A 16403-nucleotide genomic window follows, 5' to 3' on the forward strand; every position below is an offset into this window, starting at 1 on the left:
ATGTTAGTAATGTAAATGAAATTCATTTTAAGGAGGAACTTCTATATGGGTTGCGGAAGAGATAAAGACAGTTCAAAAAATCGTGGTTGCGTATGTCAAGCCGTCCGTGCTATTAAAGATATTCAAGACGTAGCAAATGAAGAGTGTAACGATTGTAAAAATGATTGTTTCCTTGAGCCACTTGGTTCAATGGTGAGTCCAAGTAATCGTTTAAATACTCGTATCTTCAAGTTATATCTGAAAAACGGTGAGACTTTTAAAGCGCACATCAAAGGATGCCCTTGGAAATCACCATTTTTCCGGGTAAAAGAAGTATTCGATAACTGTTGTGCAACGCTTCAAGTATTAAAGCCTGACTACGCTGATAGCACTGGTTCTAGATCAGGTTCTGGATCAGGTTCTGACATGGAGACCATGGGCAATAATACTGAATGGGTATTCACTGGAGAATGTATCACAGTTGATCTGGATTGCTTCTGTGCGATTCAATGCATCAAAGACGTACACGTATTCTTAGAATGCGAAGACTGATCATCACGTTTCATATGAAATAAGCCAGCCGGGTACCCCGCCTGGCTCCTTTTTTTATTGCAGTCCGATCATCTTAATGGATCTCACTTCATTCTTCTTCATTTCCACTTCTTCACCTTGAAAGCTTCTGATGGTAATGTGATCCTCATCGTCTTGTAATATGACGCCTTTCACTGATTGATGACCATCAGAAAACTCACATGGAAACGGCACTTTTCCGTTAATGCTCGCAGAAATATAATCTAATTTCTCATCAATGGACAGTTCCCTGAACGGTCTTAGTTTTCTAAAGGTGGAAGCGGCCGTTTTACGTTCTGGAGGCTGAGAGACCGAGTGTGCTTCATTCACTTCAGATACTTCTAAACCATCTGTATGATGGATGTGTACCTCCTCGTCAAGGTATTTCTCTTCACGTCTGTCTAGTTGTTCTTCCGGTGCAGTTAGTTTATTAGTGGTTAATGAGTGTTTATTCTCTGGTTGAATTTGAGGCTTTTGTTTCTTGGGTGTGCGATAGGTCACCTGCATATTCCCTTTTACTTCGTCTAATCTTGGCTGGTTTATATATAGCAAAGGTTCTTTCCCCGCTTTTTTCTCTGTTCTCACTGAGACACCTCCTAATTGTTCTCCACTTTTATATGTATGCAGAAAGCGCCCAGGGGTTTCATTTTCATGTGAATTTTACAACTTTTGAAGGTATGACGCCATAAAAAAATGGCAGCGGGAATGAATCCCGCCACCATTTCTTACATTACCCTAATACATGATAGCCTGAATCTACATGAAGGTTCTCTCCCGTGATGCCCCTTGAGTAATCACTGAATAGGAACACTGCGGTATCTCCGACTTCTTCCTGCGTTGTATTTCGGCGAAGTGGAGCACGCTCTTCGATTTCTTTCAGGATGCTGTTGAAGTCCCCTACACCTTTTGCAGACAGCGTACGAATCGGTCCCGCTGAGATGGCATTTACCCGGATACCATGTTTCCCAAGGTCGCTGGCCAGATACTTCACACTCGCTTCAAGAGACGCCTTTGCTACACCCATGACATTATAGTTCTGCATGACTCTCTCACCGCCGAGGTACGTCATACTAACGATGCTGCCACCTTCAGTCATAAGATCCTTTGCCACTTTAGCAACCGCCGTCAAGGAATATGAACTGATGTTGTGAGCAAGCAGAAAGCCGTCCCTTGTTGTATTCATATAATCGCCTGCAAGCTCTTCCTTGTTAGCAAATGCGATACAGTGCGCAAGGCCGTGAATCACACCCACTTCTTCTTTAATGGTGGCAAAGCATTTCTCAATGTCAGCATCACTCGTTACATCACATGGCAGAACGAGTGAATTCTCTCCGCCTTCAAGTGTTTCGGCAAGATCTCTGACCCCCTTTTCAAAGCGCTCGCCAGCATATGTAAATATTAAACGTGCACCGGATTGATGCAGAGAACGGGCAATTCCCCATGCAATACTACGCTTATTCGCAACTCCCATGACAACATATGTTTTTCCTTTTAATGAAAGAGTCATTATTATCCTCCTAATTAATACATGTTATTAGTACCTACTACTAATTCTAACTCAATCCCAGGCAAAAGAAAAGAAGAAACCTATCGTATTCTCCTTTTTACATTCTCAATCTGTTGTAGATGTCTCTGTTCATGCTTACCTAGAAGTTCCAGCACCTGCCAGATCGGCATCTCCCCAAAGCGGTGATGGTTCATAGATTGATGTTTTAATTTCTCTTTAGAATAGTTCTCAAGAAACTGCGTAGTGAGAGAACGAGAATCATCCAATGATTTTAATAAATCTTCCTTGTTTTGTTGACTTGAGGGAGGCTCGATCGGTGCCTTTAATTTTTGAGAAGGATCATCAAAAACGGATAAATCTACATCTGTACCGCTCCTTCCAGACGGTCTTTTTGCAGATTCCAGTGCCAATGTCAAAAAGCGTGTTTCCGCACCTGCGAGATGAAGTACGATTTGAGCGATGCTCCACTCCTCTTTTGAAGGCTTTTGGTTCAGTTCAACATAAGATAAATCCTCAAGACTTTTCTTTACATTATCCCGGATTTCTACTATTTTCTTTTCCCACATAGACCATTCCTCCTTATTTATTTCTTCTCTTATTAATTAGGTGATATAAGACATAACTCCTCTTTAAAGTAAAACTTCCCAAGAAAAAAGTTTCTTGGGAAGTGTGTAGCCTTATTAGCAGTATTCACAGAATTCAAGTTCTCGTTTGAGTTCATCTACATATTCTTTTGAGCCCGTGACAATCAGGCGGTCATTCATGTGAAGCTCGGTATCTCCATGAGGTACGATGGAATCCTTTCCTCTAAAGATCCGGACAAAGATGACATCTCCGGTGAATGGGAACTTCCGAAGGGTCATGCCTTCAAATTGGCTGTTTAACATCCGGATCTCATAAAGGGATGTTTCCTGATTTGTCAGGATACTCATGACGGATGGTGACTCAATGAGCGCCCTTAATAAAGCTTTGGTTGATAAGAATACGGAATACACTTCAATATCCTGATCACGCAGGCTTTCATGGAGGTCCGGACTTTCAACCCTTACAATGACCCTGCCTACACCATATTCTTTTGCCGTGACGGCGAGGGTAGCATTCAACTCTTCATCACCAGTGGAAATCACAAGGATATCCGACTCGAAAATATTCTTATCTTCCAAAGTCTCTAATTCATAATCATCGATCTCATTGATCGTAAACAGGGAATCAGCGATACTTCGATCTGATTTATCCTGTTTGGTATGATATAGAACCGGCTCATACAAGGAGGATTGAAGCTCTCTTGATACCGGCATGGTTAACTGATTGGCACCAAGGAATGTAATTTTCAGCTTCTTCTCTTTTGCACTTTCCCTCGGGAAAAGCTTTTTGAAAATGATCGGTGTGATGATACATGTGATTACAGCCACTAAAATGAGGGTACCACTCATCTGAGCTGTAATAATCTCGATCCTTTCAGCGATTTTGGCAGCAGCAATCACCAATGATAAGGTTGATGTAAGGAGAAATGCTGAAGCAATTGTGGTTTTCGTATCATACCAGTACCTCAATAGGTAGACAGGGATGATCTTTGAAACCAGGAATGCCAGAACCAATAATGGAATGAGTAAGAGCATTTTCTTATCACTGAGCAGGGACCCGAGATCCAACTCGACGCCAATCATGACGAAGAAGATCGGAATGAGGAACCCGTAACCAAATGAGTCAAGCTTGTGAACCATTTCCTGATTTGGAGCAAGCAGTGAAACCAGTACACCTGCAAGGAATGCCCCCAGGATATTTTCCGCCCCTACCGTCTCAGAAACCGCCACCAGTAAGATGATCAGTGTAAAGACGGCTCGTGTTCCGATTTGAACGGTTCCTGTCGACAAACTCTTGATGAAAGGATTGTTCTTCAACCTCTTCGCAAGGAAATATAACAGGAGTCCTACCCCGAACAATATCAGAAGGAGCCACATATTCCCATGTCCTTCTCCGTAAAGAGAAACGAACACAGCAAGTAGAATCATGGTCACAAGATCTGCAATGACCGCTACAAGCAGGATGATTTGCCCGATGGCACTTTTCATGATATGGGCTTCTTTGAGTGTTGGTACTACGACTCCAAGGGAAATCGTTGAAATGATCAACGTCATCAAGAACGCGTTATCGATGAGACCGAATAAGACAAATACATACGACAGACCAAGGGATACGAAGAATATTCCGATGAAAATAATGATCGCTAATTTCAGTCGATTCGGCTCTTCTTTACCACTCGGTAAAAGCTCTTTCTTCTTTTTCCCACCGGAAAAAGCGGTGAAATCTATTTCAAGTCCGCTTAAGAACATGAGGAAGATAAACCCTAGGGTAGATAATGTCTCAAGCCACATGTCCTGATGAACGAGATTAAATCCACTCTTCCCTATTACCAACCCCATAATAATTTCCGCAATAACGACCGGGATGAAATTCAACTTGAATCGATGCAGTAAAATGGGAGTTAAAAAAGCTACAAGAATAACAATGACAAGTGATGCAACGGATGCATGTTGTTCCATTCATTCCTCCCCCTCTTCTCTTTATATTAAGTAGTTCATAAACATTGTCGCTAAGCCAAGATATATCAAGGTACTGATGACATCATTAATCGTCGTGATAAAAGGACCGGAAGCGACAGCCGGGTCTACTTTTAGCTTGTGCATAAGGAGAGGCACTAATGTACCTGCGAGTGTTGCAACGAACAGTGAGATCAACACGGATACACCAATAAGGATTCCTAAGAAGAATTCACCTTTCCACACATACACAATGACGCTGACAACAATCCCGCACGTTGTGCCTGTAATGAGTCCGGTACCCGCCTCCCGGATGATCAGGGACATCTTGTTCTCCTTCTCCAGGTCACCTGTTGCAATTCCCCTCACCGCAACGGCCAGTGCCTGAGTTCCCGTATTTCCAGCCATACCGGCAATCAATGGGATAAATACGGCCAGAATCGCCACTTTATCCAGAGTATTTTCAAACCGGCCTATGAGGCTCGCTGTGAACATTCCTAAGAATAATAAGGCAATCAGCCAAGGAAGACGTTTCTTTGCTGCATTAATAGGGCTTCGGTCAATGGAATCTAAATCGGCGATACCGGCAAGTTTGGAGTAGTCATCGGAAGCTTCTTCTTCCATGACATCCATGATGTCATCGACAGTAATGATTCCAAGAAGGTGGTGCTGAAAATCAACAACGGGCAGAGCAAGGAAGTCATAATCCTTCATTTGTCGTGCGACCGCTTCCTGATCTTCACTTACCCCTACAGACATGACACGGCCACTCATAATTTCACCGATCATGACATCATCGTGGCTAATGATCAAATCTCTGAGGGAAATAACCCCTACAAGCTTTTTATCATCATCGACTACATAGATATAATAAATCGTTTCGGCATTAGGGGCTTCATTTTTCAAAATATACATGGCCGAACGCACGGTCTGATTTTGGGAAATGGCCACAAACTCAGTGGTCATGATACTTCCGGCTGTATACTCTTCATAGTGCAGTAATTCTTTGATTTCTTTCGCCGATTCATCATCCATGATTGTCAGATAACTGACAACTTGATCTTTATCCAATTCATTCAAGACATCCACAGCGTCATCGGCATACATATTAGATAGCATTTCGGCTGCATATGTAGGGTTCATCTCGGCTAAAATATCCTGATAATCCTCTTCATCTATATCCAGGCTCTCAAAAAGCTCTGCCATTTCTTCCGGTGAAAGATAATGGTACAAACGGTTTCTCAAATCTTCATCTATTTTAGAGAAAAATTTCGCTTGGTCATAAGAGTGCAATTGAACGAATTCTGATCGAAATAAATCCAGGTCTTCTTCTTGAAGGGCTCTAATGAGAAGATCTTCATCGTACATTTCTTTTTCCTGCTTTTCTCTATCTTTTTCCTGTTCTTGAGTCACCTCAGACATCAAAGACACCCTCTTTCTTATCTTAATTTGTATATAGTCTTAATAATACTAGCAAATCTTGAGACGATTGTCTCTGATGAAATCATAACCATATGTGTATGACTTTCGTTTATTATGTAATAATAACCCCTGTTGAATACGAAACGCACGATTTGAATACTGAATCATTAATATGTCATAAAATACGGCAAAAGAAAAGAAAAAAGGTACTCTTTAGAAAGAAGGTTGAGGATGAAAATTGATATTATCGGTGATGTTCACGGCTGTTATCATGAGTTAACAGAATTAACGATGAAGCTGGGATATGAATGGAGTACCGGGATCCCCATTCATCATGACGGAAGAATGCTTGGCTTTGTGGGAGATTTGACCGATCGGGGACATCATTCCATTAAGACAATAGCCACTGTATTTGAATTGTTTCAAAGGGATTCCGTTCATTATGTCCCTGGTAATCACTGCAATAAACTCTACCGCTATTTCTTAGGCAACAACGTAAAAATCCTTCACGGCCTGGAAACAACGGTGGCTGAGCTTAGCGCCTTACCTCCGAAGGAAAGAAATCGATATCGGGATATGTTCATTGAACTATATGAACAATCCCCATTGTATAAAGTATTGGATCATGGACGCCTCATTATTGCTCATGCAGGCATCAAGGAAGAGTTAATAGGTAAACAGAGCAATCGGGTCAAAACCTTTGTCCTATACGGGGATATTACCGGAGAGAAGAATGAAGACGGCACGCCTGTCCGAAAAGATTGGGCCCGTGACTATAAAGGGGACCCTTGGATTATATATGGTCATACACCCGTGAAAGAACCACGGATTTTGAACAAAACAGCGAATATTGACACAGGTGCTGTCTTCGGTGGGAAGCTTTCTGCTTTAAGATATCCAGAAATCGAGGTAGTTAGTGTACCCTCTACCATGCCCTTTGTGGAAGAGAAATTCAGGGAATTAGAATGATGCACTACATGTATATACTAAAAAGAGACCCTTTTCAGTCTAACCGAAAAGGGTCTCTTCTCTTTTGATGATCAAGCAGTGCCCTCATATCACTAGGCATCGGGACCTCCAGGCTCAGCCAAGATTTACGGATAGGGTGAAAAAAATGTAACCTTCGACAATGAAGGGCCTGTCTGCCTATCAGCTTTACACTTCCCCCATATAAATCATCTCCAGCTAGAGGATGTCCGATAAATGACATATGAACCCTTATTTGATGGGTTCTGCCGGTTTCCAGTCTTAACTCAATATGGGCAAAATCAAGGAACTGTTCCACCACCCTATAATGGGTTAAAGCAAATTGCCCGTCTGACCGCACCTCTCTTTCAATGATGCTGTCGGACTTTCGGCCGATTCGCTCTTCAATCATTCCCGAAATGTCCAACTCCCCTTCAGCGAAAGCTTCATATGTCCTTTGGATTTCCCTTTCTTTCTGCTGAAGGCTGAATAGATGATGAACATGCCTGTGTTTTGCCACCAGGACCAGTCCGGAAGTGTCTTTATCCAACCGGGTAACGATATGTACCGTAGACATAATGTCTTTAACTTCGAAATATCCCAAGATCGCATTTGCCAGGCTTCCTGTCGGTTCATCTTTCGTGGGAATGGTTTTCATCCCCCAGGGTTTGTCAACGACAAGAACATCATTGTCTTCATAAAGAATAGACAGGGGGATATCTTCCGCCACTAACGTCTTACTCGGCTTCTCTACAGGAAAACTCACCTTTAGAAGATCTCCTGACGAAAGAGGATAGCGAACATTTTCTTCCTTACCATTGATAGTGATGGATCCTCCGTCAAACTTGACAGACGTCAAAGTCCGCTTTGAAATCTGCTGATCCATAAGAAACTCTCTCATTAACTTCCCTTCATACGTAGAAGGAATGCTCCATTCTAGTGAAAAACCGCTCATCCTAATACCTGCCCTTATTCATCCGCTACAAATGAATCATGGACACGTTTCCAGAACGGGAAGGGGCGGAAGCGGGCAAAACGAATTTTCTCATCCGCAACACGATACTGAATGCTCTTCACATCTTTATGAAGGAGAGAAAGATGATCGATCGTCACCAGGAAATCCGGTCCATTCACTGGTTTCAGCATGCACGTATGATGCGCAGGTAAAATGAGCGGTGACCCGATGGTTCGGAAAACCCGATTATTGATGGACGCCATTTCAGCAAATTGAATGGCCGGTAATGACGGGTGAATGATTGCTCCACCCAGTGCCTTATTATAAGCTGTACTTCCGGATGGAGTTGAAAGACAAAGGCCGTCCCCTCTAAAGCGCTCAAAATGCTGCCCCCTGATTTCCACGTCCATGACAAGGGTCCCTTCAACGCTTTTGACCGTTGATTCATTCAAAGCAAGATATCGGGTTTCCTTTCCACCATGCTGATAACGGATAATCGTTTCCAAGAGTGGATATTCAATGATCTGATAGGGTGTCTTAGCAATGGCTATGACGAGTTTCTCGATCTCCTCTGGCACCCAGTCAGCATAGAAGCCGAGATGCCCCGTATGTACACCGACAAATGCCGTCTTATCCAGCCTGGATCGATAGCGGTGAAATGCATAAAGAAGCGTGCCATCCCCGCCAACGGAAATGACGATATCCGGTTGATCATCATCATAGATCAAGTTGAAATCTTGTAGATACGTTCTCATTTTATGCATTAAGGTATTAGACTTCGAATCACCTTTTGATGTTATCGCGAACTTCATACGTATACCCCTTTCAAATCACTGCTGTTTTGGTTCAGGATTTTCTCTCCGTTGATCCTTTTCTTTTTTATTCGTGAAAATGACTTGGGCTTCCTGGATCTCCTCACGGATCAAACTCATTTCCTCATCAAGCCTAAAGGCCGCTTCAGCAGCTCGTTGTATCCGGAGACGTACTTGTTCAGGAATTTGACCACTATACTTATAATTCAATGAATGCTCGATCGTCGCCCAAAAATTCATGGATAACGTTCTGATTTGAATTTCTACCAAGATGTTTTTCTCACCCTGGATGGTTTGCACGGGATAGTCTATGACAATATGATAGGATCGGTAGCCACTTGGTTTTTTGTGGGTTACATAGTCCCTTTCTTCTATGATTTTAAAATCATTCCGGCTCCGAAGTTTTTCCACGACGATATGAATATCATCAACGAATTGACACATCATCCTGAGTCCTGCGATATCCTGCATTTCTGTTTCAATATTCGATAGCTTGATTCCTTTTTGATTCGCCTTATCAAGAATACTTGCGATGGGTTTTACCCTGCCTGTGACAAATTCAATGGGAGAATGTGTGTTGTGGAGTTCATATTCTCCCCTCATCCCTTTAAGCTTAATCTTTAATTCGTCTACAGCCTGCTTGTAGGGAGCTAAAAATTGTTCCCAGTGATTCATTCCCCTCACCTCTCGCCTACTTTTCAAGAAATACCTTTTCTACCTTTTCAACCATTTCGTCACCGTAGTTCCCGTTTCCTTCTATATTCTCTACCAGATAGTCAAGTTCTTCTGTGAATTGATCCAATTCAAGTGAAACATGTTCACTTTTTGCTACGACTGCCGCTTTTTCCTTTAATGCTTTTTTCAATTCCGGCCAGATTGACTCTTCCAGATATAAATACACATATTCCTCTTCGTTTTCTGTTAAATACACGAAAGCATAGCGATCGGAATCTGCAATGATCTGACAGGCAGCCGTTGTATCTTGAATGAGATCGACCTGGTCCGTATGTAAGTATAATGTACCGTTTTCATATGTTGTGTGTTGAAATTGAACAATTTTCCTCATGCGTTTCTTCATCCTTCCATTAAACAATCAGTATCATTTTAACATAATACAACCAATTCATCTAAACATTGAAGTTCCCAATTATTAAAGAGATAATAGAAGAAGTTTGTAAGGAAAGGATGCTTACGCATGGCACAGGAAATAGAAATAGAATTCAAGAATCTCGTAACAGAAGAGGAATTCAACCGCTTGACCTCTCACTTTCATATTAAGGAAGAGGATTTCATCTCTCAGGACAATCACTATTTTGATACTCCGGATCATCAATTAAAAGAGAAACAATCTGCACTAAGAATCCGGGAGAAAAACGGGAAGTATACGTTAACACTAAAGACCCCTTTTAACGAAGATCTTTTAGAAACGAATCAATCCTTATCGAAAAGCCAAGCAGACTCTCTCCTAGGGGAAGGGACATTTCCAATAGGGGAAGTCAAAGATGTATTGAAGTCACTTTCTGTTTCTTGCACTGCACTCCAACACTTCGGGACACTTTCAACAAACAGGGCAGAAATGAACTATAGAGATGGACTACTTGTTTTCGATAAAAGTTCTTACCTTCATAAAGAAGACTACGAGCTTGAATTTGAAGTGAAGGAACGTAAATCGGGTGAAGAGATATTTCTTGATTTATTGAAACAGCATCACATTCCAATAAGAAAAACGGACAATAAAATCAAACGTTTTTACTTGGAGAAATTAAAACAGGAAGAGTCTTGACCGATATAAGTATAAGAGTAGCAGTTTACGAAATGAGGAGTCTTTCACATGAATGTTCAGCAATTGAAAACGATGATGGAGCTCAAAGCATTGAACAGCTTAGGTTCAGTTTCTTCGATTCAAGATACAAGCAGTCAATCGAATGATCTGTTTCAACAATTATTAACAGAAGCCCTTCATTCAAGCACAAATTCCAAGAACATGAATCAATCTCTTGGAGCCGTCAATGAAGCCTGGCGTATTAAGTCAGCCTTATCAGTGACGCCAAGCATCCATCCGCAGTCCATTGTGAACAATGCTTACCTGGCTGCACCACAGGAGATTGATGAAATCATCACACGAGCGGCTGATCATTATGGTATGCCTAAAAAACTGATTCAATCCGTCATTAAACAGGAATCCAATTTCAATCCTGGTGCCGTCAGTCCCGCAGGGGCCGCAGGGTTAATGCAGCTCATGCCAAGCACTGCAAGAGGTCTTGGAGTCACCAATATTTTCGATCCTGAAGAAAATGTATTTGCAGGTACGAAGTATTTAAAGCAAATGCTTGATAAATATAACGGGGACATCCACCTTGCCCTGGCAGCCTACAACGCCGGCCCTGGTAACGTTGATAAATATCAAGGTATCCCACCGTTTAAAGAAACAACCGCATATGTTAAGAAAGTGACAGATCACTATTTTGCCTAATGGTCCGTCTTCTTGGCAAGGCACTCCTCCCCTTTGAGGTCGGCCTTGCCTTTTTGATACAAGCCGTATGGTTCATTAGACCCCCCTCGCCTCTTGTGTCAAATCATCATTCATTCAGACAAAACAGGATAGAAACATAAAAGGAGGCTACACTAATTTAGGAATAATCAGGCAGATGTAAGACTATTTGTTTGAGATATAGATTAATGCTTGCTAGAATGAACATACAATCTAAGTAAAAAGGAGTCATTCTTATGGTCGAGAAACCACAAATGCCCTATAACCTTATCGGCGAAAAGAAACTCTCCATGCTCGTTGAAGCTTTTTATGAAAGAGTATCCAATCATCCTGAGTTGTCACCAATTTTCCCGGATGACTTAACCGAGACATCACGTAAACAAAAGCAATTCTTAACTCAATATTTAGGTGGTCCTGCACTTTATACCGAGGAGCATGGACATCCTATGCTGCGTGCCAGGCATCTTCCATTTCCAATTACAGAAGAAAGGGCTAAAGCTTGGTTAAGCTGTATGCATGAGGCTATGAATGAAGTCGATCTAGAGGGTCCAGTAAGGGATGACTTTTTTCACAGACTCGTTTTAACTGCCCATCACATGGTAAATACGGATTCTACCAAGGGTTCTGCCATTGACTAGGACAAATAGCTGGCATCACCTTAAAGGGTGCGGTCGTGAGAAGAAACCTCTGGAAATATATATGTTTGTTGACCCTCTTTGCCCGGAGTGCTGGGCACTAGAACCAATCTTAAAGAAGCTGCATATCGAGTACGGTCAGTACTTTCGTATACGGTATATCCTAAGCGGACAACTCGCCTCTTTGAATTTGGCGACCAAAAGGAAGCAGGAAGATCTGGCACAACAATGGGATAAAACGGCAAGTCGCTCCGGGATGTCGTGCGATGGAAGCCTGTGGATCGATAATCCGATTGATTCACCCTATCTCGCATCTTTTGCCATCAAAGCAGCAGAACTTCAAGGTAAACACTCGGGTATTCGCTTCCTTCGTTTTTTACAGGAACGGTTATTCCTGCAGAAACAAGACATTTCGAACATCGACGTTCTGAAGGAATGTGCCCGGGCAGCAAAGCTTGATCTGAGCGAATTCATGAACGATATTAACTCTTCTACTGCATCAAAGGCGTTTCAATGTGACGTCAAGATTACATCGGAAATGGAAGTGGATGAAATTCCGACCCTGGTCTTTTTTAATGAAAATATCGAGGATGAGGGATTAAAGATCACCGGTTTGTATTCTTATGAGGTGTATGTTCATATTATTGAAGAAATGCTTACAACAAAGCCTGAGAAGCAGCCTTTGCCCCCACTTGAGGTTTTCATGAAGTATTATCGGGTGGTTGCATCGAAGGAAATTGCCGTAGTGTATGATCTATCTATAGAAGAAGTTGAAAAGCAAATGAAGAAATGGACACTTCAGCAAAAAGTAAAAAAACTTCCGGCAAAGCACGGAACCTTTTGGAAATATATCAATCAATAATTATTGTAGTATAATTAAATCTTCATAAAACAAGAAAAGCCGATGTTGTTTCCAACATCGGTTTTTCAATACGAACAAAGGGGATGGGAGAAATTTTTCACGGTCAAACAAAGGGGTATATGTTTGCTTGTGATCAACTTCACACCGATAATATATCATGTATCCACTTGTATTGGCAAGTTGTTTGTATGGTATTTCACAATATTGTCAAAATCAATTCATGTTCTTCCCTTCCTCTTCATATAAATGGTAATAAGACAACGTTCGGAGGGAATTAACATGCTCGTAAAAATGAAATATGGGATCCTCCTCCTCTTGATCCTCATCAGCTTTTTCATCAACATCCTTGGCCTCATGCACCTGATCCCCATTTATATCACGTCTCCCATCCTCTTTCTCTCCCTCCTCCTCTTCTTCCACTCCCTCGGAAACCGCAACCGATTCAGGGGATTCAAATCGATGAAATGAGGGACGGACCTTAAAAAATGAATCCCCGGCCTGAAGGAAGATGCCCTTCTGGCGGGGGATTTATTTAGTGATTCTATTTATTGAAGCTTCTCCAGCAGTTCTTCCATTTCATTCAGCTTTTCCTCAAAAACTTTACAAGCATCCTCCACCGGTTTGGATGTAGTCACATCCACTCCCGCTTTTTTCAGCACCTCGATCGGGTAATCGGAGCTTCCCGCTTTCAGGAAGTCGATATAGCGTTCCACTGCCGGTTCCCCTTCTTCAAGTATTTGTTGACTCAGCGCCGTTGCGGCAGAGAATCCTGTTGCATATTGATACACATAATAATTGTAGTAGAAGTGTGGAATGCGAGCCCACTCCAACCCGATTTCTTCGTCAATTGAAATGTCATCGCCGAAATACTTCTTATTCAAATTATAATACTCTTTCGTCAAAAACTCTGAAGTCAGTGCTTCTCCTTCTTGTGCTTTCTTATGAATGAGATGCTCGAATTCAGCAAACATCGTTTGACGGAATACAGTTCCTCTGAATCCTTCCAGATAATGATTCAAGAGATATAAACGTTTCTTCTCATCTTCAATCGTATTCAATAAGTAATCATTCAATAATGCTTCATTGCAAGTAGAGGCCACTTCGGCTACAAAGATGGAATAATGACCATACGTATATGGTTGTGAGCTACGCGTATAGTAGCTGTGCACACTGTGTCCGAATTCATGGGCAAGTGTAAAGAGATTATTTACGTTATCCTGCCAGTTCATCAGGATGTAAGGGTTTGTGCCATATGCTCCTGAAGAATAGGCCCCGCTTCTCTTCCCTTTGTTCTCCACTACGTCCACCCAGCGGTTTTCGAAGCCCTCTTTCAGAACATCGGCATATTCCTTACCAAGTGGCTTTAGACCGTCAAGAATCATGGTCTGTGCTTCGTCATAGCTTATGTCCATTTTGACCTCTTTCACAAGCGGCGTATATAGGTCATACATATGAACCTCATCCAAGCCCAGAACTTTCTTACGAAGTTTTACATAGCGCTGCAGGAGATGAAGATTTTTATTAACGGTATCAACCAGGTTATCATAGACTTCTTCGGGAATATTATTATTTGATAAAGCCGCATGTCTGGCAGAATCGTAATGTCTGACATTCGCAATGAAATTGTCTTTCTTCACCGCGCCACTTAAAGTCGAAGCAAATGTGTTTTCAAATTTACCATATGTCTCATATACCTTTTTAAACGCCTCTTCCCGAATCCTGCGATCACTGCTCTCAAGGAACCTGATAAAACGGCCATGAGTGATGTCCACTTCTTCTCCGTTTTCATCTTTTATGCTTGGAAATTCAATATCGGCATTATTTAACATCCCAAATGTATTACTCGCAGCACCGAACACTTCAGATGCCTGTGCCAGTAGCGCTTCTTCTTCTGCAGAAAGAACATGTGGACGCTGAAGATTAATTTCCTCTAATGCATGCTTATACTTTTTCAGTTCTTCCTTTTCCTCCAGAAAGCCTTTTAGCTTATCTTCGTCAATGGAAAGCACTTCAGGCACCAGGTAAGCAAACTTACTTCCTAATTGTGTATAAAGACTTTTGGCACGGTCATCCAATCCCTGATAATACGAATTGGTCGTATCCTGATCATAGCGCATGTGAGAATATGTATAAACCCTACCCATCCGTTCCATTATTTCATCCTGGAAAGCGAATGCCTGGTAAAGCTGATCTGCACTTTCACCCAATGTTCCTTTAAATTGATCCGCTTTCTTTGATAGCTCTTTGATTTCTTTATATTCCTTTTCCCATGTCTGATCACTTTCAAAAATGTCTTCCAATCTCCACGTTAACTTTTCTTCTACCTCTTTTCTACCAGGCAGACTTTTCACTGCTGTATCTTTTGACATATACATCCTCCATTCTAAATCTACAGAAAATTCCTTATAGTAACATTCTCTCTCATCTAAGAATTTCCTGCAACAATCCAATTTTGATTACACCTTTTTTAATATATGCTTCCACTTGGGAAAAAAATCATGACGATGCTTCTCAAAGGCTGAAAAATGATTCGGGCAGCTCCAGGTATTGGTTTGCTGGAAATGTTGATCATCTGTTCTTTCAATCACCTTCAGCCCTTCAAGCAGACTTAAATATCCTCTAACAACGTTTCTTAACCCTTCTTCTATTTTTATTAACGGAAGTCCGCGGAGCTCGATATGACCTTCTATAAGCCTCTTATTTAACCCGTGATACACACTCTCCACTGTAAATGCCCCACACTTCTTCAAACTGTCTTTCCAAATATAGTATTGCCATTCCACCTCATGATTTTTGATCATCATTCCGTGTGGGATAACCGGAAGGCCGATGTAAAGGGGAAGATACAAAAATGTATCCCCTTCCCCGTACACTTCTCTTAAGAACGCATCTCTCCCCGTTTTATTATAATTAAGTTTGTTATATATCCATTTCATTCTATAATGGTTCCATGCGGAAAAGGGGTTAGGGTGTTGCAAGGAAGCATTCGGTATGGTGAAAGGTAGGGTAATCTGATCAACGGGGATTGTGACAGGGGCTTCTGTCAAGAAACGAGAATTTGAAACCGGATAGAGATGGGTATACAGGTGAAAGCTGCTGATTTCAGGGAGAAAATGAAGGAGAAAATAATGTAAGTCCGGTGAATACCGGATAAATGCTTGTTGGAAAGTAGATAGCTTCAGGAGTTCTTTACGCTTCAATGATTGAGTGAGGATCCAAAAAGGGGTTATGCCATTTCGATGATACCCATGTGTACGTTCCTCCATTTCAGGAATCGGGATAGTGGAACATTGTATTTCGATCGCAATCTCCCTGTCATCTGTTTTCACATAAATATCAGCGATCTGTTTGATCTCTTTCAAATAGTGCTCGAGTTTTACATTTTTATAGAGAGAGTTTAATCTGTCATACAAAAGCTGCTTGCTTAACAGGTGCTTCGGGGACTCATTTTCCTTTTCCACGATACATCCAGCATGGGAGACATGGGCAAAATGTGGGACATTTCGATTTCCGATGCGCAAAATCAGTCCCGAAGAACAATATGGACATTGGAATTGCATGCCATCACTTCTTACCCTTTTCAAATCTTCCCTGGTGAAATGGATCGTCGTGAATATTTTCTGATTTACTAAAGCGGTTAACATAGAACACCTCCTCATGATTC

General features: G+C 41.7%; 18 protein-coding genes. 7 read left to right on the forward strand and 11 right to left on the reverse strand.

Annotated elements, in window-relative coordinates:
- Positions 1 to 45: 45 nt before the first annotated feature.
- Positions 46 to 531, forward strand: a complete 486-nt coding sequence (locus ACIGG7_RS12850) for a CotY/CotZ family spore coat protein (RefSeq protein ID WP_224941517.1) — start codon at positions 46 to 48, stop codon at positions 529 to 531.
- Positions 532 to 585: 54 nt separating this feature from the next.
- On the opposite strand, the gene ACIGG7_RS12855 is transcribed toward ACIGG7_RS12850, so the two are convergent.
- The 5 genes from ACIGG7_RS12855 to mgtE form a co-directional block, all read right to left on the reverse strand.
- Positions 586 to 1134 carry a CotO family spore coat protein gene (locus ACIGG7_RS12855; protein WP_397549905.1) on the reverse strand — a complete coding sequence of 183 codons (549 nt, stop codon included), beginning with the start codon at positions 1132 to 1134 and terminating at the stop codon, positions 586 to 588.
- Between the two features lie 145 nt (positions 1135 to 1279).
- Entirely contained in the window at positions 1280 to 2056 is a 777-nt protein-coding gene (gene fabI, locus ACIGG7_RS12860) for an enoyl-ACP reductase FabI (RefSeq protein WP_224941519.1), read from the reverse strand.
- An 80-nt stretch (positions 2057 to 2136) separates the two neighbouring features.
- Positions 2137 to 2622: a DinB family protein gene (locus ACIGG7_RS12865; RefSeq protein WP_397549906.1), complete on the reverse strand. Its 486-nt coding sequence runs from the start codon at positions 2620 to 2622 to the stop codon at positions 2137 to 2139.
- A gap of 114 nt (positions 2623 to 2736) precedes the next feature.
- The gene (locus ACIGG7_RS12870; protein WP_224941521.1) at positions 2737 to 4599 is read right to left on the reverse strand and encodes a monovalent cation:proton antiporter family protein; all 1863 of its coding nucleotides are present in this window, start codon (positions 4597 to 4599) and stop codon (positions 2737 to 2739) included.
- A gap of 21 nt (positions 4600 to 4620) precedes the next feature.
- A complete protein-coding gene (mgtE, locus tag ACIGG7_RS12875) occupies positions 4621 to 5964 on the reverse strand; it encodes a magnesium transporter (RefSeq protein ID WP_224941695.1) in 1344 nt (447 codons plus the stop codon).
- A 285-nt stretch (positions 5965 to 6249) separates the two neighbouring features.
- Here mgtE and prpE point away from each other — a divergent pair, with 285 nt between their 5' ends.
- Positions 6250 to 6987 (forward strand): bis(5'-nucleosyl)-tetraphosphatase PrpE, encoded by a 738-nt coding sequence (gene prpE, locus ACIGG7_RS12880; protein ID WP_397549907.1) that lies wholly within the window; start codon positions 6250 to 6252, stop codon positions 6985 to 6987.
- A 34-nt stretch (positions 6988 to 7021) separates the two neighbouring features.
- Here prpE and ACIGG7_RS12885 read toward each other — a convergent pair whose 3' ends face one another.
- From ACIGG7_RS12885 to ACIGG7_RS12900, 4 genes are read right to left on the reverse strand one after another with little or no spacing between them, the layout of a single operon-like run.
- The gene (locus ACIGG7_RS12885) at positions 7022 to 7939 is read right to left on the reverse strand and encodes an RluA family pseudouridine synthase (RefSeq protein ID WP_224941523.1); all 918 of its coding nucleotides are present in this window, start codon (positions 7937 to 7939) and stop codon (positions 7022 to 7024) included.
- A 14-nt stretch (positions 7940 to 7953) separates the two neighbouring features.
- Entirely contained in the window at positions 7954 to 8751 is a 798-nt protein-coding gene (locus ACIGG7_RS12890) for an NAD kinase (protein WP_060670229.1), read from the reverse strand.
- Positions 8752 to 8769: 18 nt separating this feature from the next.
- Positions 8770 to 9426 (reverse strand): GTP diphosphokinase, encoded by a 657-nt coding sequence (gene yjbM / locus ACIGG7_RS12895; RefSeq protein ID WP_224941524.1) that lies wholly within the window; start codon positions 9424 to 9426, stop codon positions 8770 to 8772.
- Positions 9427 to 9442: 16 nt separating this feature from the next.
- Entirely contained in the window at positions 9443 to 9817 is a 375-nt protein-coding gene (locus ACIGG7_RS12900; protein ID WP_224941525.1) for a UPF0738 family protein, read from the reverse strand.
- 129 nt (positions 9818 to 9946) lie between these two features.
- Here ACIGG7_RS12900 and ACIGG7_RS12905 point away from each other — a divergent pair, with 129 nt between their 5' ends.
- The 5 genes from ACIGG7_RS12905 to ACIGG7_RS12925 all read left to right on the forward strand — a co-directional run bounded on the left by ACIGG7_RS12905 (position 9947) and on the right by ACIGG7_RS12925 (position 13207).
- Positions 9947 to 10534 (forward strand): CYTH domain-containing protein, encoded by a 588-nt coding sequence (locus ACIGG7_RS12905; protein WP_224941526.1) that lies wholly within the window; start codon positions 9947 to 9949, stop codon positions 10532 to 10534.
- Between the two features lie 48 nt (positions 10535 to 10582).
- On the forward strand, positions 10583 to 11224 hold the full coding sequence (locus ACIGG7_RS12910; protein ID WP_224941527.1) for a lytic transglycosylase domain-containing protein: 642 nt from the start codon (positions 10583 to 10585) through the stop codon (positions 11222 to 11224).
- A gap of 254 nt (positions 11225 to 11478) precedes the next feature.
- Complete coding sequence (locus tag ACIGG7_RS12915; RefSeq protein ID WP_224941528.1) at positions 11479 to 11880, forward strand: globin domain-containing protein; 402 nt, start codon at positions 11479 to 11481, stop codon at positions 11878 to 11880.
- Positions 11873 to 12739 carry a ClpXP adapter SpxH family protein gene (locus ACIGG7_RS12920; protein WP_224941529.1) on the forward strand — a complete coding sequence of 289 codons (867 nt, stop codon included), beginning with the start codon at positions 11873 to 11875 and terminating at the stop codon, positions 12737 to 12739. The genes ACIGG7_RS12915 and ACIGG7_RS12920 overlap by 8 nt, the downstream gene beginning before the upstream one ends.
- Positions 12740 to 13018: 279 nt before the next feature.
- Positions 13019 to 13207 carry a hypothetical protein gene (locus ACIGG7_RS12925; protein ID WP_224941530.1) on the forward strand — a complete coding sequence of 63 codons (189 nt, stop codon included), beginning with the start codon at positions 13019 to 13021 and terminating at the stop codon, positions 13205 to 13207.
- Positions 13208 to 13284: 77 nt separating this feature from the next.
- Here ACIGG7_RS12925 and pepF read toward each other — a convergent pair whose 3' ends face one another.
- Entirely contained in the window at positions 13285 to 15108 is a 1824-nt protein-coding gene (gene pepF / locus ACIGG7_RS12930; RefSeq protein WP_397549908.1) for an oligoendopeptidase F, read from the reverse strand.
- Between the two features lie 87 nt (positions 15109 to 15195).
- Entirely contained in the window at positions 15196 to 16383 is a 1188-nt protein-coding gene (locus ACIGG7_RS12935) for a competence protein CoiA (RefSeq protein ID WP_224941532.1), read from the reverse strand.
- Positions 16384 to 16403 lie beyond the last annotated feature (20 nt).

It is taken from the genome of Rossellomorea sp. NPDC077527, from assembly GCF_044542955.1.
GTDB lineage: Bacteria > Bacillota > Bacilli > Bacillales > Bacillaceae_B > Rossellomorea > Rossellomorea aquimaris_E.